The sequence below is a fragment of the Colwellia sp. 6_MG-2023 genome (assembly GCF_030547765.1).
Classification (GTDB): domain Bacteria; phylum Pseudomonadota; class Gammaproteobacteria; order Enterobacterales; family Alteromonadaceae; genus Colwellia.
Genome location: NZ_JAUOPP010000010.1, coordinates 131,562 through 151,633, shown reverse-complemented (window position 1 = coordinate 151,633; position 20,072 = coordinate 131,562). Strand labels below are relative to the sequence as shown.

The following is a 20,072-nucleotide window of genomic DNA, read 5'->3' as shown; positions in this document are numbered from 1 at the left end:
CCCGAGTGGCCAAAGGGATCAGACTGTAAATCTGACGGCTCCGCCTTCGGTGGTTCGAATCCACCTCCCTCCACCATCTTATTTATATAAGAACTAAATACCAGCTAACTGCTGGTATTTTTGTATCTATCGCCCAGTAAATTCGTAGAGCGATCTAAATTTGAATACTATGTTACCTCATCTTTACACTAATATTGCGTGTTTGAATTATTTTAAGTACTTTATGGCGATATTAAAACTTCCTTGTCATAAAATCTTTATATCAAAAGGTAATTTATTACTAGCCTAGTGGCGATAATTTGATACACTAACCGTTCAAAAATCATACTGAAAAGTGTGCTGAAATTTTAACTAAGTTTAATGTATATCACGCATAGGAACATTGATGCCTACGAGGATTAAAAATAAAGAACCTACTGAGCTAGATAGCTCTGATGTTCACTATTTATTAGAAGCTTTAAACTTAGCAAACGAAAGCCTTAAAAAAGCTCAAGAAGAAAATATTGCTTTAAAACAGCACTATCACCTAGAACTGGATAATCTTGTAGCAGAAAAAACACAAGCATTAATTAGTGAAAATTTAAGCTTACATGAAAAACTCTCTGAAAAGAATAAGGCTGATCAGCAACTATACTTTGATGCCCATCATGATGTATTAACTAAATTGCCTAATCGTGCGATGTTTTCTGACCGACTTAGTTATGCACTTCGTCATTTGAAACGACATCCCGATCAACAATATGCTGTATTATTTATTGATTTAGATAGATTCAAAATTATCAATGATACCCTGGGTCATCATGCGGGTGATATATTCCTTGTTGAAATAGCTAAACGTCTTAGTGTATGTGTGCGCGAAAATGATGTTTTGGCACGTCTCGGTGGAGACGAGTTTGTTATTTTACTAGATTCCTTAACAGCAGATGATGCAGAAGAGGTTTCCACTAGAATTATAAACAGTATTGAACAGCCTTATATTATTGATAGTAATACTGTGTATTCTAGTGCAAGTATAGGTATTGCTTTATGCAATAGACATTATGACAGTGCGGTAGAAGTTTTACGTGATGCTGATGCGGCAATGTACCAAGCTAAAAGCTTAGGGCGAGGTCGCTATGTTTTTTATGATGAAAGTATGCGTGAAAAACTTATTGCTACTATGACGTTAGAGCAAGAGTTGCGTGTAGCCATTGTTGAGCAACAATTTGAGCTTCATTATCAAAAAATATCAGATTTAAATACTGGTCAAGTGATAGGTTTTGAAGGCTTATTACGTTGGAACCATCCTAAAAAAGGTCTACAAACACCAAGTGAATTTTTATACTTAGCCGAAGAAACGGGCATTATATTAGCAATTGAAACTTGGGTTGTTGAAGAAGTGGCAAGACAACTGAGTTTATTACAGGGTGATCTTGAGTACCAACATGCGTTTATCGCAATCAATTTATCTGGTCGACATTTAACTCAAACTAACCAATTGCATAAGCTGATAACTCTAATTAAGAATCAGTCGTTTGATCCACAGAGATTGATTTTAGAATTTAATGAAAAAGCATTTATTCACCATGAAGAGCTAGCCTTGAAGGGTTTAGGTAAATTAAAAAATATTGGTGTTAAGCTAGCACTAGATGATTATGCCTCAGGTGTGTCTTCGTTTAGTTTTTTACATAACTATCCTTTTGAATTCATTAAATTAGATAGAGGCTTTATCAGCACTTTAACAAATAGTAATAGAAATTTACCTTTGGTTAAGGCTTTACATGACTTAGGTGAAAAATATGGTTATCGATTAGTGGCGGAAGGTATAGAGACTGAATCGGTAATGTTAAAACTTCATGCTGCAGGTTGCGACTTTGGGCAAGGATATCATATTAATAAACCTGAAAAGATCCAAATTACCTCTCTTAAAAGTCAAGATAAAAACTGCGCATAAATTCCTATCTTATCTGAAAAACGACTGCATTTAACTTTGATCGTATTTTCTTGAATATTTTATTAAATCTTTATAGTCTTTTACTCGTTTAGTTAATGAGTTTCGGTGTATACTGCTGTTAAATAGATTATAGGAGTTTCTTATGGGTGGCATTAGTATTTGGCAATTATTAATTATTGCTGTGATCGTTGTTTTATTATTTGGTACTAAAAAATTACGTAATTTGGGTGGAGATTTAGGCTCTGCTATAAAAGGATTTAAAAATGCAGTAACAGATGAAAAGGATTCAACGGCTAAATCGGACAAAGAGGCAGATTCTTTAGCTGACAATACTGCAGCTAAAAGTGAAGCTGGCCAAAAAGATAGTAAAAAAGAAAACAGTCAGGCGTAACGCATGTTCGATATTGGCTTTTGGGAATTAATGCTTATTGGTATTATCGGACTTATTGTACTTGGTCCGGAACGTTTACCTGTGGCTATTCGAACCGTGAAAGGTTGGATAGCGGGGGTTCGTAATTTTAGCGATAGTGTGAAATCAGAGCTCACTGAAGAATTAAGAATTCATGAATTACATGCGAACTTAAAGAAAGCAGAACAGGGCGGCATGAAAAATTTGTCCCCTGAAATTGCTGAATCTGTTAAGTCGCTGCAAGAAGCAGCAGAAATGGTTAGAGAACCATTTAAAAACATGGATACGAAGAGTATAGATGAAAAAAATATAGCTTCATCGCCTTTAAATCCAACTTCTACTCAATCTACTTTAGCAGAAGACAATGAGGGGAATTTATCTATTAATAATGAATTGTCACCTCATAAAGAAAATAATACTTCTCCTATTGATACAGATAAAAAAGAATAATGAATACAGCTACTGATCAAGAACAATCAACACCATTAGAATCAGAAAAGAGTGTCACAATTTTCGATCATTTACTCGAATTAAGAACTCGATTACTTCATGCTGTTTTAGGGGTTATCGTCGTATTTTGTTGTTTGGTATATTTTGCTCAAGATATATACCAATATTTAGCTCAACCATTACTTCAAACTATGCCATCTGGATCACAGATGATTGCCACTGATGTTGCATCACCTTTTTTAGCACCATTTAAGTTAACAATTGTTTTATCTATATTTCTTGCTATGCCATATATTCTCTATCAAATGTGGTCTTTTATAGCCCCTGGGCTTTATCGAAATGAAAAGAGATTAATAGCCCCGTTGATGCTTGGCTCTACATTGCTTTTTTATAGCGGTATAGCTTTTGCGTATTTTGCTGTTTTTCCGGTGATATTCGCTTTTTTTACGTCAGTTGCTCCAGACGGTGTTGTTATTGCAACTGATATTAGTAGTTACTTAGACTTTGTCTTGAAGCTATTTTTTGCGTTTGGTGCGGCATTTGAAATACCTGTTGCTATTATACTAATGTGTTGGACAGGTGTTACCTCTCCTAATAGTTTACGGAAAAAGCGCCCCTATGTTGTTGTAGGTGCATTTGTTATAGGTATGTTATTAACACCACCAGATATTATTTCTCAGTCGATGTTGGCTATACCTATGCTACTGTTATTTGAAGTTGGTATTATTATAGCTTCGTTGTATCACAAAGAAGATGAAGATCTCGATAAGGATGATTCATGAAAGTAAATATTACAGCACTATTTGGTTTATTATGTACCATAATATCAACAGGTGTATTGGCTAATAATAATAGTATTTTAGTTGAGGGGTTATCACACTGTATGCACGTCTCTAATGATCAAGAGCGATTAGCATGCTTTGATAAGCTATCAGAGAAAAATTTAGCCCCCTTAAGCACTACTTCCGTACCAGAAGTTAAAGAAGTTAAAGAAGTAGTAGCGGCAGTTGAAAACACAGAACTAGCAGAAGCAAAGAGAATAGATGATTTTGCTAAAGAAACGTTGAAAAAACCTAAAGAAGAAATTGAAGGTATTACTGCAACTGTCAGTGGTTTGAAAAAGTTGATTCGTGGTCAGTGGGTTATTGATTTAGAAAACGGTCAAAGATGGCAACAAACAGACACAACTATTTTAAAATTAGCTGTGGGTGATCGTATCAATTTGGAAAAAGGTAGCTTTGGCTCTGTGTATTTATTTAAAGAAGGTCTTAATCGAAATATACGAGTTAAGCGACTTAAATAATGATTGATATTGGTGTTAACTTAACCAACAAATGTTTCGATAAAGATTTAACTGAAGTCATTGTTCGTGCTAAGAATAAAGGCGTACATCAGTTAATTATTACAGGAACTAATGTTGATGAGAGTAAAAAAGGAGTAGCACTATGTCAACATTATCAACAGCAATTTCCGAATACTTTATATACTACTGTTGGTGTACATCCACACGATGCTGATGCAGTAAATGAAGGTTATTTAAATGATTTATCAAAGTTGGCAGAGCAACCCTGTGTTAAAGCGATAGGTGAATGTGGTTTAGACTTTAATCGAAATTTTTCTACTCCTGAAAAACAGTTAGTAGTATTCAAAGAACAAATTCAGTTAGCTAAGCAGCTTAATAAGCCGTTGTTTTTGCATCAAAGAGATGCTTTTCAAGCTTGGTTCAATGCATTAAGTCCTTTTATTGATCAAGTACCCGCTATGGTTGCTCATTGTTTTACTGGCAATAAAGAAGAATTGGTAAAGTGTGTTGATGCTGGTATGTATATTGGTATAACGGGCTGGCTTTGTGATGAAAGAAGAGGTAGCTCTTTACAGGAAATTATTAATTTAATTCCGTTAGATAAACTGCTTGTTGAAACCGATGCTCCTTACTTAATTCCAAGAACGATTCGCCCAAAACCGAAAAGTAATCGTAATGAACCAAGTTACTTACCTTTTATAATTGATAAAATTGCTCATATTCTAGCGCTTGACCCTGAAGAATTAGTTAGTCAAACAAGTATAAATGCACAACAAGTGTTCGATTTACCTTCTTAGCTGTTGAACTTTGAAATAAACGTCAATTATGCCAATACTTTCTCATCCAATATTTAAAATTATGAAGATTTTACTGATGGTAATTTCTGTCTTTTTGATGATGTTATCCGTACAAGTAAAAGCTGAGATTCCTCGATATAGCCTTGATCAAGATAAACATCTTGTTGTCGACTATTTATATCGACTTATTCAGCAATCGGAACAACATCAGTTGCATGAAGTAATTACATTAGAGAATAGCGAATGGCAAAAAATCCACCTTAATAACGGTGATTTACTAATAATGCCAGGGGAAAACTGGATTGCTTTTGAGTTAGTAAATAATACTAACAAAGTAAAGCAAGTTTATCTCGATATGGCCAACCAAGTACGAATAAACGAGGTTGAATTATTTATTCAAGATCAATATAAAAATATTGATAAGAAAAAGATGATGTTGCAACGAAGTAATAATCGCAGCGTTAAAGTGAATGCGGATCCTCACTCACAAATGACAATTTATTTAGCGATTAAAAGCTCTGCTCAACTCCGTTCTTCATTGAAGGTATATTCTACAGAATCTTATATTGCGGCTAATAGTGATTTACAGTTTCAGCAAGGGATTGTTATAGGTGGCTTACTTTGCTTATCTATTGCATGTATGCTGCTATTTTTTAGTACAGGTAGTAAAGCTATCATTGCTTTATTTGGCTATCTCTTGAGTAATAGCCTAATGCTCGCAGCAATGCTGGGTTTTAACTTGTCTTATCTTTTTCCTGCTTTTACTTGGTTGGTAGGGGTTGAACTTCCTTTATTATCAGCGTCATCAGCAATATGTTTATTGGCTTTCAGTACACAATTTTTTCACTTAAAAAATAAGTTTTACAATATTCACCGGAGTATTCGAGCAGTCTGTTGGGCATTATTAATTTATATGCCAGTGAGTATTCAGCTATCTATTGCTGATAACGTTAATATTAGTATGGCAATTTATATATTGTTAGAGCTTTCTTTAGTTATTCTTGGTATTTATTTATATAAATCAGCATCTCGTTTAGCCTTATTATTTACCTTTGTGATGCTCATTCAATTGATTTTTGTAGTCATTGTTATTGTTTCCGTAAACTGGTTTGATATGGGCTTTGTTTCTTACCGTAGTTCATTTTATGGCATGCTCTTCTGGCTTAATGCTTTAATGATTACTTTTATATTGAGCTATCAGTACCGATATCAATTAGTTGATAAACACTTAGCGCAACGGCAAGCATTAACTAGTGAGCTTAATTCGGAACGTGCGCAAGAAGAGCTACTTACTTTACAATCACAAACCCAAGAAGATTTAGAAAACCGTGTGCAAGAGCGAACTTTAGAGCTTAATATTGCCTTACAGGAATTAGAAGAAGTTAATCGAGAATTAGAAAAAAAGAATACACTTGATGAATTAACTGGCTTATATAACCGACGTTTTTATGATCAAAGAATCCTTGCTGAATATCGTCGAAGTAAGCGTAATTTAACCCCATTAAGTATTATTTTAATAGATATAGATCATTTTAAAGGTGTTAATGATACTTATGGACATTTAGCAGGAGATCAGTGTCTTGCGTGGGTGAGTAAGCATATTAACAAGAGTTTAAAAAGAAGTAGTGATATGGCTTTTCGCTATGGTGGAGAGGAGTTTTGCTTAATTCTACCAGATACGGATGCTAAGGGTGCCTTAGCTCTTGCTGAAACATTAAGAGAAAATATTGCTGAACGGCCTTTTATATATGACGAAAAAAGTATTTCACTAACGGTGAGTAATGGTCTTTTTACCTATGTTCAACAAGAAAATATCACACCGGAGCAGATATTTTCTTTTGCAGATAAAGCGCTTTATCAGGCAAAAAATCATGGTCGAAACCAAACGCAAGAATATACAACGCAATAAACGTGTTTGCAGAAGATAAAAATTTAGGAGAATGGTAATGAATAACAATAGTAATATGTTTGGTCAATATCCAGCTCGTCGTATGCGTCGTATGCGTAAAGATGAGTATACTCGACGGTTAATGGCAGAGAATCAAGTCACTGTAAATGATTTAATCTACCCTGTATTTGTTTTAGAAGGTGATAATAGACGAGAAGCTATTCTATCTATGCCAGGTGTTGAACGTAAGAGTATTGACCTGTTATTAGAAGAAGCTCAAGAGTTAGTAGATTTAGGTATTCCTGCGATTGCAATTTTTCCTGTTACGCCAGATGATATCAAATCTTTGATGGCTGAAGAATCATACAACCCTGAGGGGTTAACGCAGCGTACTGTTCGTGCTTTAAAAGCTAAATTTCCTCAGTTAGCAGTAATTACTGATGTAGCACTTGACCCGTTCACTACACATGGCCAAGATGGTATTTTAAGTGAAAGTGATGAGAATAAAGCAGGACCAGAGGGTTATGTATTAAATGAAGTTACTAAAGATACTTTAGTGAAACAAGCATTATCTCATGCCGAAGCTGGGGCTGATATTGTTGCACCATCAGATATGATGGATGGACGTGTCGGTGCTATTAGAATGGCGCTTGAAGAGCATGGCTTTGTTAATACTAAGATTCTCGCTTATTCTGCTAAGTATGCATCTAATTATTATGGTCCATTTCGTGATGCGGTTGGTTCATCCAGTAATATCAAAGGAGGCAATAAGCACACTTATCAGATGGATCCTGCTAATAGTAATGAAGCTTTGCATGAAGTCGCACAAGATATAGCCGAAGGCGCAGATATGGTAATGGTGAAGCCAGGTATGCCATATTTAGATGTAGTACGTCGTGTTAAAGATACCTTTCAAGTCCCAACTTATGCCTATCAAGTCAGCGGGGAATATGCCATGCTGAAGGCTGCAATTCAAAATGGCTGGTTGGCAGAAAAGCCTTGTATTATGGAAGGTTTATTATGCTTTAAACGTGCCGGTGCTGATGGAATTTTGACTTACTTCGCTAAGCAAGTAGCAGGATGGTTGAAAGAAGAGAGCTAATTTAAGCTTGGGGAAACTCAGCCTTATTTATTAGGCTTTATCAGATAATAGTTCAAATAATAAACCTTCTCGCAGGGCACCAGTGGATAATGTTAGCTCTTTAATTTGTAAACAATTAAAGAGCGCTATTAATATACATAATCCGCTCGCTAATACCGCAGCTCTATCCGCGCGTAAACCGTCGAAGCTAATATTATCAATAGATTTAAGTTCAATCAGTTTTTGTTTGATCTCTTGTAAGAAAGTAGGGGTGATGATTATTGCTTGTTGACGATAAGATAATATTTCAGCTAATGCCTGTATCGTGCCTGAATTACCGGAAACAGATTGCCAGCCTAGTTGAATAAACCCAGTACTGATGGGAGTGATAATATCACTGGCAGCATGAATGGCAGCAGTAATATTTTGCTCAGTTAACTGTCCATTGGTAAAAAATTGCTCTCTAAAACTAACACAACCTAAATTTAAACTAACGACCTTACTTGTGCTAAAGTCTTTGCCTATAATTAATTCTGTGCTGGCGCCGCCGATATCAATTACTAATCGTTTTTTCTCAAGCTCATTAGTACAAGAGTAAGCTGCGCCTTTATAGATAGTTTCTGCTTCTTGAACACCACTTAATAACTTAATATTTAAAGGCAAAATTTTGTTGGCTTGACTTATAAATTTATCTTTATTAGTCGCTATCCTCAAGGTTGCGGTAGCAACAATGCTGATATTACTTACAGGTATAGTCGAGAGATGTTTAGCGAATAATTTTAAGCAATCAAGACCAGAAGCGATCGTTTCTGGGTTAAGCGCTAATTGTTGATTAAGGCCGGCAGCTAAACGTACTTTACGTTTAACCTTGTTTACCTCTATCCGTTGGTTATTATGCATACGGATAATTAATAAATGAAAGCTGTTAGAGCCTAAGTCAACCACAGCGTAATGGCTGGCATCGTACTGTGGTATTGTGTTGGAAGTTTCCATGTTCTTACTATATTTGACTAACGACGGCCACGATAATTACTATTACCACCTTGCCTGTTGCCACCAGGGCGACCTGAATTTGGTCGAGGGCGACGTTGACGAGGTTTTGGTTGAGGTAAATCATCAATTAATGCATCTGAATCGTATTTTGTTACCGGAAGTTCATGTTCGATATAGTTTTCAATATCAGGTAAATTAAATACATATTGTTCACAAGCTAAACTGATAGCATGGCCAGTTGCGCCAGCACGACCAGTTCGGCCAATACGATGTACATAATCTTCACAATCATCAGGTAAATCGAAATTAAATACGTGTGTTACTTCTGGAATGTGTAAGCCTCGCGCGGCAACATCAGTTGCTACTAAGAAATCTACACTACCTTCACTAAATTGCTCTAATATTTTTAGGCGTTTTTTCTGTGGAACATCACCTGTTAATAAACCAACGCGAAGACCATCGGCAACCAAGTGATCATAAACTTTTTCACAAACGTGTTTAGTGTTCGCAAAAATAATCGCTTTTTCAGGCCAATCTTCTTCAATCAGCGTTTGTAAAAGAGACATTTTATCTTCATTTGAAGGGTAAAATAACTCTTCACTAATGCGCACGTTAGTTTTTTGTTCAGGTTCAACCTCAACACTTGTTGGGTCATTCATGTGATCAAAAGCAAGCTCTTTGACTCTAAATGATAACGTCGCCGAAAATAACATGCTTAGACGTTGTTTAGCGGGAGGCATTTTATTGAACATATAGCGAATATCTTTAATAAAGCCTAAATCGAACATTCTGTCGGCTTCATCTAAAACGATTACTTCAATATTTGTTAAGTTGTATACGCCTTGCTTCATGTAATCAATTAATCGGCCACAGGTACCAATTAAAATATCGACACCTTGTTCTAGTGCCAAACGTTGACTTTCATAACCTTCACCACCATATACAATACCAAGGCGTAACCCTGTACTTTTAGAGAGTTCAATGGCGTCACGGTGAATTTGAATTGCTAATTCACGTGTTGGTGCCATAATCAATGCTCTAGGCTGATTATGTGTTGGTGCTTCTTTTTGTAATAAATGATGGAAAGTTGCAGCTAAGAAGGCGATAGTTTTACCTTCTCCTGTTTGCGCTTGACCAGCAATATCAGTACTTTGAAGTAGCACGGGTAAAGATTTCGCCTGAATAGACGTACAATATTCGAAGCCCATAGCTTCTAATCCAGTGACGACTTGCGGAGCAAGATTTAAGTCAGCGAATTTTGTTTCTGTTAAGTGTGTTTTTTTCATGGCGCTAGCTTAACACCTAACTTAGTTAATGACTAATTTTAGCGCTGATAAGTGAAGATTAAAGAAAACGAACTTGATATTTAAACAATAAAGCCCCATAAAGGTTTTATAGACACATTTAATATTGTAATTAATAGATTGGCGTAAGCGCCATAACTAACGGAGAACAAGATGAACGAGAAAATTATTCAGCTAACTGATGATAGTTTCGAAGCCGATGTTTTAAAAGCACCTGGTTTAGTATTGGTTGATTTCTGGGCTGAATGGTGTGGCCCTTGTAAGATGATAGCCCCAGTGCTTGATGATATTGCTAATGAATATGACGGCAAGGTCACGATAGGTAAACTAAACATAGACCAAAACTCTGGAACACCACCAAAGTATGGTGTAAGAGGTATTCCAACGCTATTATTATTTAAAGATGGTGAAATTGCGGATACTAAAGTAGGTGCCCTATCAAAAACTCAATTAAAAGAATTTTTAGATAAAAATCTTTAAGTTTCTGAGTTAGTATCGTTTAAATTTATCTAATGCCGCTCGTATGTAAGCGGTATTTTTTTGCCTAGTGTAGCGAGCTAATTCAGTTGAATAGGGTGCTGAAATTAAATTGGCCTTATTAACAATATTAAGACTCTATTAAGGCTTCTTAATTATTTGTTTGGTTGTGCTATGCTATTTTATAATGGAATCATTAGGAATAAATAACATTTGACCCTGCTTTTCATCTATCTCGCCATTGCTATTGGTGTGTCATTTTTCTGTTCTGTACTCGAGGCAGTTTTACTGTCTGTGACTCCTAGTTTTGTGGAGCAAACCCAAACTGAAAAGCCAGAGGCCGGTGCAGTATTAGCGCGTGCTAAAAGTAATTTAGATGAGTCACTTTCTAGTATATTAATTTTAAATACTTTCGCCCATACCATGGGAGCTGCAGGTGTTGGAGCCCAAGCTATTAGTATTTTTGGTGAGCGCTGGGAAACCTTAATTGCGCTATTACTGACATTGGCCATTTTATATTTGTCAGAAATTATACCAAAAACCTTAGGGGCTACCTTTTGGCGTAGCTTATCAATTCCTTCGGCATATATGATTGTTTGGTTAGTTAGAATTGTTTATCCATTGGTGTGGATTGCAACGCGTTTAACGCGCTTATTCAAACAAAATAAAGAAAATGAAATTACCCGCGAAGAAATTATTGCGCTTGCCTCGTTAGGCCATAAAGATGGTAGTTTGTTTGCCCAGGAAAATGAATATTTATCTAATATTTTATCATTACGTGAATTACGTACCGGGCAGATATCAACGCCGCGTACAGTAGTACATATGTTACATCAAGATGTGACGGTAACTGAGGCGCTAAATCATGAATTAACCCCTCAATTTACCCGTATTCCTATTTACGGAACAACAATTGATGATATAAAAGGCAAAGTGATGAAAGGGGATTTATATCAAGCAGAGCGCAATGGCTATGGTGACAGGCCGCTTATTGATTTTGTGCTGCCATTAAGTTCGGTGTCTGAGAAGTTACCTGTTCAGCAGTTATTGGATATGTTTATTAAAAATCATATACATTTATACTTGGTTGAAGATATATATGGACAAACTTCTGGGGTGGTAACTTTGGAGGATGCAATTGAGACCTTGCTTGGACGAGAAATTATTGATGAAAGTGATACGGTAACTGATATGCAAGAATTTGCTAGAAATAAATACCGTGAGCGTTTAAGAGAAATGAAGCAGCAAAAGAATGATAATGAGTAATGTTAAATCGTCTTTTTATGCAGAAAAATATAGTTATGTCGCTATATTTTGCTTACATTTTAACTAGTGCCTTTACCTAGATGGTTTTTAATGCTAAATTTAGATTCTGAGTAAAGATTAACGCCCCACTATCCCAATTCTATTATCTAAATTTGCTACATTATAAGTGCTATTATTAGATAAGAAGATTATAAAAATACATTGAACATATACTGTTGTCGGCAATCGCCCCAGACATAAACACTTAAAATAATTTAAGAAACCCCCTATGAACCTTACCGAATTAAAAGAAAAATCCATTAATGACTTGGTTGAACTAGCTGAAACGATGAAGCTGGAAAACCTGGCTAGAACACGCAAGCAAGATATAATTTTTGCTATATTAAAAAAACATGCTGAAAACGACAACGATATTTTCGGTGGTGGTGTTTTAGAGATCCTACAAGATGGCTTTGGTTTTTTACGCTCCGCAGACTCTTCTTATTTAGCTGGACCAGATGATATTTATGTATCACCTAGTCAAATCCGTCGATTTAGTATGCGTACGGGTGATACTATTCAAGGAAAGATTCGCTCACCTAAAAAAGGCGAACGTTATTTTGCCTTATTAAAGGTTACTGAAGTAAACTTTGACCGCCCAGAAAACTCTCGTAATAAAATTTTATTTGAAAATTTAACTCCTATTCATCCAAATGAACGATTTACCATGGAACGTGGTAATGGTTCAACGGAAGATATAACGGCTCGTATATTAGATTTAGCCTCGCCAATTGGTAAAGGTCAACGTGGCTTAATTGTTGCGCCACCAAAGGCCGGTAAAACATTACTATTACAGAATATTGCCCAAAGTATTGCGCATAATCATCCTGATGCTGAGTTAATGGTTCTATTAATTGATGAACGTCCAGAAGAAGTAACTGAGATGCAACGTCTAGTAAAAGGCGAAGTTATTGCTTCAACGTTTGATGAGCCAGCAAGTCGCCATGTACAAGTAGCCGAAATGGTTATTGAAAAAGCAAAGCGCTTGGTTGAGCATAAAAAAGACGTTGTTATTTTACTTGATTCAATTACCCGTTTAGCACGTGCTTATAACACGGTAATCCCATCGTCAGGTAAAATACTAACCGGTGGTGTTGATGCTAACGCATTACATCGTCCAAAACGCTTTTTTGGTGCAGCACGTAATATTGAAGAAGGTGGTAGTTTGACTATTATCGCTACAGCGCTTGTTGATACGGGTTCTAAAATGGATGAAGTTATCTATGAAGAATTCAAAGGCACGGGTAATATGGAATTACATTTATCGCGTAAAGTGTCAGAGAAACGTGTTTTCCCTGCTATTCATATTAATCGTAGTGGTACACGTCGTGAAGAGTTAATAACTAAACCTGACGAGCTACAAAAAATGTGGATTTTACGTAAAATAGTGCATGAAATGGATGAAGTTGGCGCTATTGAATTCCTCATCGATAAGTTGGCGATGAGTAAAACCAATAACGAATTCTTTGATTCTATGAAACGTAAATAAACACGGTACAAGCCATATTATAAAACCAGTCATCATGACTGGTTTTTATTATGTTTAGCATTATTAATGCTTTGGGATAGATACTATGAAGTTGTATTTTTCATTAGTTTTATATTTTTGTATTTTTTCGTTATCGGCACAAGAAGCCATTCTTGAAGTATATACGGAAGATGCTTATCCCTTACAATATGAAGAAGATGGTAAAATTGTTGGGCCTGCTACTGCGTTAATTGAAAAAGTATTAAAAGAAGCAAATATTAATTATGAAATAATAATACAGCCATGGGCAAGAGTTTATAATACAGCTCTTTTACAGCCCAATGTACTTATTTATTCATTAGCAAGAACGAAAGAGCGTGAAGATTTATTTTCATGGTTAGGTCCAATACAAAAAGTGAATTATGCTTTGTATGGGTTTGAGGGCATAAAATTAACAGCAACGGACTCCTTTGAAACCATTAATAATTTTAGTTTGGCGGTAGGGCGAAATTCAGCATTTCACCATTATTTAGCTAATAAAAATCTAACCAATATTCATCTTATCAATAACAGTGAACAATCTGTAAGAATGTTATTGGCCAATCGCGTTGATTTAGTAACAGGTAGCGATTTATATTTCTATGAGGCTTGCCAAAAACAAAATTTAGATTGCAGTCAAATTAAGCCCATCTTCCCATTAAAAGATCTTGAAGTAACATTATATTTAGCAGCAAGTAAAAAAACGGATATTGAAATAATAAAGCGTATTCAAGTTGCATTTGACAAAATTAAAAGTCAAGCTATGAGTGATCCGTTACCTCGATAAATTATGCCTTACCTTTGTAGCAAGGTATAATTAATTCAATTCTATTAATACCATTGAAAATTTCCGATTATATAATTATGAAATATAGTGACTTACGAGATTTTATTGCTCAATTAGAAAAAATTGGTCAACTTAAACGTATTACTCAGCCTGTTTCTACTCATTTAACAATGACTGAAATTAGCGACCGTACTTTACGTGCTAAAGGGCCCGCACTATTATTTGAAAACGCCATTGATGAGCATGGCCAGTCTTTCAATGTACCAGTATTAACTAATTTATTTGGCACCCCAGAGCGTGTAGCATTAGCTATGGGGCAAACCGATGTAAACGCCTTGCGTGATGTTGGTAAACTGCTAGCCATGCTTAAAGAGCCTGAGCCGCCAACTGGTTTTCGTGATGCTTTAGGAAAAATACCTGTATATAAACAGGTGCTTAATATGCCAACCAAGCTCATAAAAAAAGCACTATGCCAGCAAGTGGTTTTAACCGGTGATGAGGTTGATTTATCCAAATTACCTATTCAAAGCTGTTGGCCAGGTGATGTTGCACCATTAATAACATGGGGATTAACCGTCACTAAAGGGCCGCATAAAGAACGACAAAATTTAGGTATTTACCGGCAACAAGTTTTATCTAAAAACAAAGTGATTATGCGCTGGTTATCTCATCGTGGTGGTGCGTTAGATTTTCAAGAGTTTAAAAAAACTAATCCTGGCGAGAAATATCCTGTTTCTGTTGCTTTAGGTGCTGATCCTGCCACTATTTTAGGCGCAGTTACACCAGTACCAGATACGCTATCTGAATATGCTTTTGCAGGTTTGTTGCGTGGCGCTAAAACTGAAGTAACTAAGTCGATTAGTAATGACTTAGAGGTACCAGCAACAGCAGAAATTATTTTAGAGGGGTACTTAGATCCTGATGAAACGGCACCTGAAGGGCCTTATGGCGATCACACCGGTTACTATAATGAAGTAGATGATTTCCCTGTTTTTACCGTCACACACATCACTATGCGTAAAGATCCTATTTATCATAGTACCTACACAGGTAGACCGCCTGACGAACCAGCCATTTTAGGTGTGGCGTTAAATGAAGTATTCGTGCCTATTTTACAAAAACAGTTCCCCGAGATTCAAGACTTCTATTTACCGCCTGAAGGTTGTTCATACCGTTTAGCCGTTGTAACAATCAAAAAGCAATATGCAGGACATGCAAAGCGTGTAATGATGGGTGTTTGGTCGTTTTTACGCCAGTTTATGTACACAAAATTTGTTATTGTATGTGATGATGATGTGGATGCTAGAAATTGGGAAGATGTGATTTGGGCGATGACTACACGCATGGATCCAAGTCGAGACACTGTCTTAATTGAAAATACCCCTATTGATTATTTAGATTTTGCTTCGCCAGTATCGGGCTTAGGCTCAAAAATGGGCTTAGATGCTACCAATAAGTGGCCAGGCGAAACTAATAGAGAATGGGGTGAACCCATAGTTATGGATGAAAATATTAAACAGCAAGTTGATGAAATCTGGGAAGAACTCAATATTTTATCAGAAGATATTAATTAGGAAGAAGGTTTAAAATGAAGACTGTTGATTGTCAAATCGTATCGTTAACATCGTTAACGCCACATGTATTTAAAGTGTTATTAAAACCGAACGAAAAAGTGAATTTTATTGCGGGCCAGTATTTAAATTTTGTTATGAGTCATGAGGATAAACGTCCTTTTTCTATTGCGAGCTCACCTAACAATGAATTGATAGAATTACAAATAGGGGCATTTATTGCCGATAGCTACCCAATGCAAGTGATCGAACGCCTTCAAGCTGCGCAAGCTGCTAATGAGCCAGTAAGTATCGAAATTCCACTAGGTAATGCTGAATTACGTCTTGATAGTGAGCGACCTTTATTATTGTTAGCAGGTGGTACGGGCTTTTCTTATATTAAATCAATGTTTGAATATTTAGCGGAAGAAAAATCACAACGCCCGGTTATTGTTTACTGGGGATTGCGTGAACTAGCAGCGGCATACGAATTAGATGAAACAGCGGCAATAATTGCTAAATTACCACAAGCGCAGTTTATTCCTGTTATTGAAAATGTTGGTGAAAGTGAAATCTGGCAAGGTAAAACGGGGTTAGTGCATAATGCAGCGATGGACGATATTGCTAACTTAGAAGATTATGATATTTACCTGGCAGGGCGCTTTGAAATGGTTGGTATTATTCGTGATGATTTTGTTAAACGTGGTGCTTTATTAGCGCATATGCATGCTGATGCATTTGCTTTTATTTAAATAACGCAACTACCTGTTAGCTGTAAGCGCAGTACTAAGATGTACTGCGTATCAACAATTTGATTCAATTTATTCCTTCCTAAAACTACCCAAAATACTTCATCATATGTTCTAAATTTTCAATTTTACACAATCATTCAATAGCTATGTTACTTTAACCTTTGCTTTATGTTGTTTTATTAATAAAGCGTTCTGAAGACTAATAATCGCCCTAGTCAACCAGATGTAATGGTCTACTATTGATTTACATTGAATTTCACTTTTTTTGTTGGATTGTCTTTGTGTCGCCTTTGTAGTAAGCTTCTTTGATGCTCTATTTAAAATGGGGTATCTGAATTCAAAGTTAAACTAAAAATAGCGACATTTTAAGGAATGAATATGTTGAAAAAACTACTTTTTATTATCAGTATCTCTTTTTTATTTACACCTCATTTTGCACAAGCCAATAATTGTTTAGATAGCTTGCAAAGTAATAATCGAATTTGTCAGCAAAGTTACGCTTATGATGTTTTGGCTATGTATTTTAAGGATGCTAGTAACAAAGAGCATAAGGTTCATGTAAAACGAGTGCGTGAAAAATTAACAGGGACTTTAGTGCATGCAGATTATGATTTTGTGTCAAACTGCACAAATAATTGTCTTTCATTAGATGAACAAGCCAATGATATTCTCTGGGCATTCCGTAATGCTTACATTGAAAACAAATTTTATGAAAAAATTATTTATCAATGTGATCCTACAGAAGAACGTTGTTGTGATAATACCGGATGTAATCAAATATTGGCTGTGGAGCCATTAAACGATAACGTTTTAATTGAAGATGTTAATACCGGCACTGACAATCAGTTCATTCTAAATAAAGGCGGTAAGCATAAAGATGGAGACATTATTGATAAAGGGATCAATCGAATTGAGGGTATTACAAACATAATAGCCAATATATTGGGTTATAGCGATAATGGCCAGCAAGTTAAGCAAGATATGGAAACCGCCACGGCTCAGCCATTACAATTTCAGATTATCAATACCGTTAGTGGAGCCACTCTGGTTTGCGCAGTCTCGGGAACAACTTGCAACCAAATAGCCGGTTCAGCAACAACAAGCAATAGCATGGCAAATTTTGATTTACATCATAATAACGGTGCTGCATTTAATAAGAATTTACGAAATTTTTTAGAAACTGTCTATGAAAGAGATAATGGAATGTCTTGCTACCAAGCTACATCGTGTAATGTAGATAGTACTATGTGTACTGTTACGCTTAGATGTAGTCGTTACTAATTTTTATGGTTTCAATACATCAATGTATTTAATTGGGTTACAGAGCATTATAATAAGATAATTGAATAGTGAAATCTGTAGCGTGCCATCATTTGAATGGTAACCTGAAAGCTAGAAAATAAGTGTTATTGTGTTACTTATAGATCAAGCTTTCAGGTTATTTAAACAAAGTTAAAAAGGTTTAAAAAGAGGCTTTAACTTCAAAGCGTGCGGTTCTGCCATCGCCCACGGTAACAGAGCTTACGCCACCACCAGCAAGGTAGTCAGTATCCAGTAAGTTTTCAATGTTAAAACGGAAGTCTAAACCAACATCTGATACCTTAGTACTGTAAGTTGCACCTACATCAAGACGCGTATAAGCATCTTTTTCTACTTCATTATCGCTGTCAGCAAAGCGCTTACCTTGGAAGAAAATACCACCATTTAGTGCTAATGACTCAGTCAACTCATAACGAGACCATAAACTTGCAGACCACTTAGGCGCGTCAACAGGAGCTTTACCTTCGTAGTTATCGTCTTTTTCATATTCAGCATCAAGGTACATGGTTGAGGCCATTACGAATAATGTGTCTGTAACCGCACCTTGTGCTGATAACTCAATACCTTTGTGACGTTGTAAGCCAGCTTGAGTGGTTATCGAGTTATAATCAGGGTTACCAGTAATTGTTTCAGTAATTGAAGCTCCACGTTTTTTAATATCAAAGATAGCGCTTTCAACAAGTAGGCGCTCAGATATTTGCCACTTACCTCCTAATTCGATTTGCTCTGATGTCACAGCATCAAGTTTCATGCCGTGGTTTAAATCGTCTTCATTATCAAGAGTCTCACTAGACGCTGGCTCAAAACCTTCAGAATAATTCACATATACAGTTGCATCGGCAATTGGATGATATAAAACACCAAACTTAGGAACAAATGAGTCACTGTCAGCGCCTTCACTTCTCTGTTGATCAAAACGACCACCAAAAGTCACTTGCCAATGTTCATTAAGTGTTACTAAATCTTGGAAGTAAAAACCGTAATAATCATATTCGGTAACAGATAAGGTATCATCTGTCTTATAGCTTACGTCGGGTATCATAGGCTCTGCTTGGCCTATAATATAATCAGCATAACCAACGTAAGGAGAATCTACCGCTACACGAAGTTGATCATAATAATAATCAAGCTTATTCATACCAACTAATATTTGATGATCAGTAGAGCCAATAGAAAACTCACCCGTTAGATCAACAAAAGCGGTTTTAAACTGCCAATCATCAAATCTATCATAAGGTCTTGATTCATAATTATCGCCTACAACATAATCATCCGGTTTTATTGGTGTTGACTCAAAACGTTGACGTTCAAAGGTTTGCTCATTATAGCCAGCTTTTATCGACCATTGAGGAGTGACGAAGTAAGTAACCTTTCCCCCAATATTGTTTACAGTAATATCCGTAAATGCCCATGAAAAATCATAAATAGTTTTTTCAGCACCAATTAAATCGCCATTACTGTCTAAACCAGCTTTGTCATCAGTTTGGTCGTAATATACATTTACTGATAAGTTATCAGTGACAGCGTAATCAAGTACTAATGACCCAAGAAAACGGTCACGTTCACGTTCTTCACCATTTTGGTATTCACGTTCAAATTTAACATCTTGCTTTACCAGTACCGCACGATAACCTAATTCTTCAGTAAGTTTGCCACCTGCATCTAACATGAATCGTGTTGAGCCATGTTGATCAGTGTCAGCGCTAATATCGATAGAAAATGTTGGTGAAAATGATAGCTGGTAAGGTAAAAAAGGCCTAGTACATCAAGTAGTTATGGACGATATTATTAATCTAGAGTCTTATGATATTTATCTTGCTGGGCGCTTTGAAATGGTCGGTGTTATTCGTGATGATTTTGTTAAACGCGGTGCATTATTAGCGCATATGCATGCTGATGCATTTGCTTTTATTTAAATAACGCAACTACCTGTTAGCTGTAAGCGCAGTACTAAGATGTACTGCGTATCAACAATTTGATTCAATTTATTCCTTCCTAAAACTACCCAAAATACTTCATCAAATGTTCTAACTCTTTAATTTCATGCGATTATTAAATAACCGTGTCATTTTAGTCTTTGCTTTCTGTAGCTGTGTTATAAATGTTATTTAGTGAATGTAAATGGTAATAGTTATCATTGACATTGCTCTTGTTGTTTTGTACAGTGCCCCGCAATAAAAACATATAAAAAAATACCAACATAAAACACAACTTAT

The 20,072-nt window shown here is 36.0% G+C and carries 18 protein-coding genes and 1 pseudogene; 16 read left to right on the top strand and 3 right to left on the bottom strand.

From position 1 onward, the window contains the following. The first annotated feature begins 385 nt into the window (after positions 1-385). The 8 genes from Q4503_RS08660 to hemB all read left to right on the top strand — a co-directional run bounded on the left by Q4503_RS08660 (position 386) and on the right by hemB (position 7,882). Positions 386-1,933, top strand: a complete 1,548-nt coding sequence (locus Q4503_RS08660) for a bifunctional diguanylate cyclase/phosphodiesterase (RefSeq protein ID WP_303602012.1) — start codon at positions 386-388, stop codon at positions 1,931-1,933. 142 nt (positions 1,934-2,075) lie between these two features. Continuing rightward, positions 2,076-2,324 (top strand): Sec-independent protein translocase subunit TatA, encoded by a 249-nt coding sequence (gene tatA / locus Q4503_RS08655; protein WP_215973658.1) that lies wholly within the window; start codon positions 2,076-2,078, stop codon positions 2,322-2,324. A 3-nt stretch (positions 2,325-2,327) separates the two neighbouring features. Continuing rightward, on the top strand, positions 2,328-2,792 hold the full coding sequence (gene tatB / locus Q4503_RS08650) for a Sec-independent protein translocase protein TatB (protein ID WP_215973657.1): 465 nt from the start codon (positions 2,328-2,330) through the stop codon (positions 2,790-2,792). Continuing rightward, the gene (gene tatC, locus Q4503_RS08645) at positions 2,792-3,574 is read left to right on the top strand and encodes a twin-arginine translocase subunit TatC (protein ID WP_215973656.1); all 783 of its coding nucleotides are present in this window, start codon (positions 2,792-2,794) and stop codon (positions 3,572-3,574) included. Before tatB ends, tatC begins: the two co-directional genes overlap by 1 nt. Continuing rightward, entirely contained in the window at positions 3,571-4,095 is a 525-nt protein-coding gene (locus Q4503_RS08640) for a hypothetical protein (protein WP_215973655.1), read from the top strand. The genes tatC and Q4503_RS08640 overlap by 4 nt, the downstream gene beginning before the upstream one ends. Next, positions 4,095-4,892, top strand: coding sequence for a TatD family hydrolase (locus tag Q4503_RS08635; RefSeq protein WP_303602011.1), 798 nt, complete (start codon positions 4,095-4,097; stop codon positions 4,890-4,892). Before Q4503_RS08640 ends, Q4503_RS08635 begins: the two co-directional genes overlap by 1 nt. Before the next feature lie 76 nt (positions 4,893-4,968). Continuing rightward, positions 4,969-6,801 carry a diguanylate cyclase gene (locus Q4503_RS08630; protein ID WP_215973653.1) on the top strand — a complete coding sequence of 611 codons (1,833 nt, stop codon included), beginning with the start codon at positions 4,969-4,971 and terminating at the stop codon, positions 6,799-6,801. A 37-nt stretch (positions 6,802-6,838) separates the two neighbouring features. Then, on the top strand, positions 6,839-7,882 hold the full coding sequence (hemB, locus tag Q4503_RS08625) for a porphobilinogen synthase (protein WP_303602010.1): 1,044 nt from the start codon (positions 6,839-6,841) through the stop codon (positions 7,880-7,882). A 30-nt stretch (positions 7,883-7,912) separates the two neighbouring features. On the opposite strand, the gene Q4503_RS08620 is transcribed toward hemB, so the two are convergent. Together Q4503_RS08620 and rhlB are read right to left on the bottom strand one after the other, a co-directional pair. After that, on the bottom strand, positions 7,913-8,854 hold the full coding sequence (locus Q4503_RS08620) for a phosphatase (protein ID WP_303602009.1): 942 nt from the start codon (positions 8,852-8,854) through the stop codon (positions 7,913-7,915). A gap of 17 nt (positions 8,855-8,871) precedes the next feature. Further along, entirely contained in the window at positions 8,872-10,140 is a 1,269-nt protein-coding gene (gene rhlB, locus Q4503_RS08615; RefSeq protein WP_215973060.1) for an ATP-dependent RNA helicase RhlB, read from the bottom strand. A 171-nt stretch (positions 10,141-10,311) separates the two neighbouring features. On the opposite strand from rhlB, the gene trxA reads away from it, so the two are divergent. The 7 genes from trxA (at position 10,312) to Q4503_RS08580 (ending at position 17,817) form a co-directional block, all read left to right on the top strand. After that, positions 10,312-10,638: a thioredoxin TrxA gene (gene trxA / locus Q4503_RS08610; RefSeq protein WP_215973059.1), complete on the top strand. Its 327-nt coding sequence runs from the start codon at positions 10,312-10,314 to the stop codon at positions 10,636-10,638. A 210-nt stretch (positions 10,639-10,848) separates the two neighbouring features. Then, positions 10,849-11,901, top strand: a complete 1,053-nt coding sequence (locus Q4503_RS08605; RefSeq protein ID WP_303602008.1) for a CNNM domain-containing protein — start codon at positions 10,849-10,851, stop codon at positions 11,899-11,901. Between the two features lie 268 nt (positions 11,902-12,169). Next, the gene (gene rho, locus Q4503_RS08600; protein ID WP_159816824.1) at positions 12,170-13,429 is read left to right on the top strand and encodes a transcription termination factor Rho; all 1,260 of its coding nucleotides are present in this window, start codon (positions 12,170-12,172) and stop codon (positions 13,427-13,429) included. 85 nt (positions 13,430-13,514) lie between these two features. After that, positions 13,515-14,234 (top strand): ABC transporter substrate-binding protein, encoded by a 720-nt coding sequence (locus tag Q4503_RS08595; protein ID WP_303602007.1) that lies wholly within the window; start codon positions 13,515-13,517, stop codon positions 14,232-14,234. A gap of 77 nt (positions 14,235-14,311) precedes the next feature. Continuing rightward, complete coding sequence (gene ubiD / locus Q4503_RS08590) at positions 14,312-15,808, top strand: 4-hydroxy-3-polyprenylbenzoate decarboxylase (RefSeq protein WP_215973056.1); 1,497 nt, start codon at positions 14,312-14,314, stop codon at positions 15,806-15,808. A gap of 14 nt (positions 15,809-15,822) precedes the next feature. Then, complete coding sequence (gene fre, locus Q4503_RS08585; RefSeq protein ID WP_215973055.1) at positions 15,823-16,536, top strand: NAD(P)H-flavin reductase; 714 nt, start codon at positions 15,823-15,825, stop codon at positions 16,534-16,536. Positions 16,537-16,914: 378 nt separating this feature from the next. Continuing rightward, on the top strand, positions 16,915-17,817 hold the full coding sequence (locus Q4503_RS08580) for a hypothetical protein (RefSeq protein ID WP_303602006.1): 903 nt from the start codon (positions 16,915-16,917) through the stop codon (positions 17,815-17,817). A 181-nt stretch (positions 17,818-17,998) separates the two neighbouring features. Here Q4503_RS08580 and Q4503_RS08575 read toward each other — a convergent pair whose 3' ends face one another. Beyond that, a complete protein-coding gene (locus tag Q4503_RS08575) occupies positions 17,999-19,525 on the bottom strand; it encodes a TonB-dependent siderophore receptor (RefSeq protein ID WP_303602005.1) in 1,527 nt (508 codons plus the stop codon). 64 nt (positions 19,526-19,589) lie between these two features. On the opposite strand from Q4503_RS08575, the pseudogene fre (Q4503_RS08570) reads away from it, so the two are divergent. Beyond that, positions 19,590-19,772 (top strand): annotated as a pseudogene (fre, locus tag Q4503_RS08570) (NAD(P)H-flavin reductase); the annotation flags it as partial. Between the last annotated feature and the right edge of the window lie 300 nt (positions 19,773-20,072).

Excerpts from the sequence above, each read along its gene's own strand:
- fre (WP_215973055.1), top strand. The coding sequence starts at position 15,823 with ATGAAGACTGTTGATTGTCAAATCGTATCGTTAACATCGTTAACGCCA.
- Q4503_RS08635 (WP_303602011.1), top strand. The coding sequence starts at position 4,095 with ATGATTGATATTGGTGTTAACTTAACCAACAAATGTTTCGATAAAGAT.
- Q4503_RS08660 (WP_303602012.1), top strand. The coding sequence starts at position 386 with ATGCCTACGAGGATTAAAAATAAAGAACCTACTGAGCTAGATAGCTCT.
- Q4503_RS08575 (WP_303602005.1), bottom strand. The coding sequence starts at position 19,525 with ATGTTAGATGCAGGTGGCAAACTTACTGAAGAATTAGGTTATCGTGCG.
- tatB (WP_215973657.1), top strand. The coding sequence starts at position 2,328 with ATGTTCGATATTGGCTTTTGGGAATTAATGCTTATTGGTATTATCGGA.
- Q4503_RS08620 (WP_303602009.1), bottom strand. The coding sequence starts at position 8,854 with ATGGAAACTTCCAACACAATACCACAGTACGATGCCAGCCATTACGCT.
- Q4503_RS08640 (WP_215973655.1), top strand. The coding sequence starts at position 3,571 with ATGAAAGTAAATATTACAGCACTATTTGGTTTATTATGTACCATAATA.
- hemB (WP_303602010.1), top strand. The coding sequence starts at position 6,839 with ATGAATAACAATAGTAATATGTTTGGTCAATATCCAGCTCGTCGTATG.
- tatA (WP_215973658.1), top strand. The coding sequence starts at position 2,076 with ATGGGTGGCATTAGTATTTGGCAATTATTAATTATTGCTGTGATCGTT.
- Q4503_RS08580 (WP_303602006.1), top strand. The coding sequence starts at position 16,915 with ATGTTGAAAAAACTACTTTTTATTATCAGTATCTCTTTTTTATTTACA.
- Q4503_RS08630 (WP_215973653.1), top strand. The coding sequence starts at position 4,969 with ATGGTAATTTCTGTCTTTTTGATGATGTTATCCGTACAAGTAAAAGCT.
- rhlB (WP_215973060.1), bottom strand. The coding sequence starts at position 10,140 with ATGAAAAAAACACACTTAACAGAAACAAAATTCGCTGACTTAAATCTT.
- ubiD (WP_215973056.1), top strand. The coding sequence starts at position 14,312 with ATGAAATATAGTGACTTACGAGATTTTATTGCTCAATTAGAAAAAATT.
- trxA (WP_215973059.1), top strand. The coding sequence starts at position 10,312 with ATGAACGAGAAAATTATTCAGCTAACTGATGATAGTTTCGAAGCCGAT.
- rho (WP_159816824.1), top strand. The coding sequence starts at position 12,170 with ATGAACCTTACCGAATTAAAAGAAAAATCCATTAATGACTTGGTTGAA.
- Q4503_RS08595 (WP_303602007.1), top strand. The coding sequence starts at position 13,515 with ATGAAGTTGTATTTTTCATTAGTTTTATATTTTTGTATTTTTTCGTTA.
- tatC (WP_215973656.1), top strand. The coding sequence starts at position 2,792 with ATGAATACAGCTACTGATCAAGAACAATCAACACCATTAGAATCAGAA.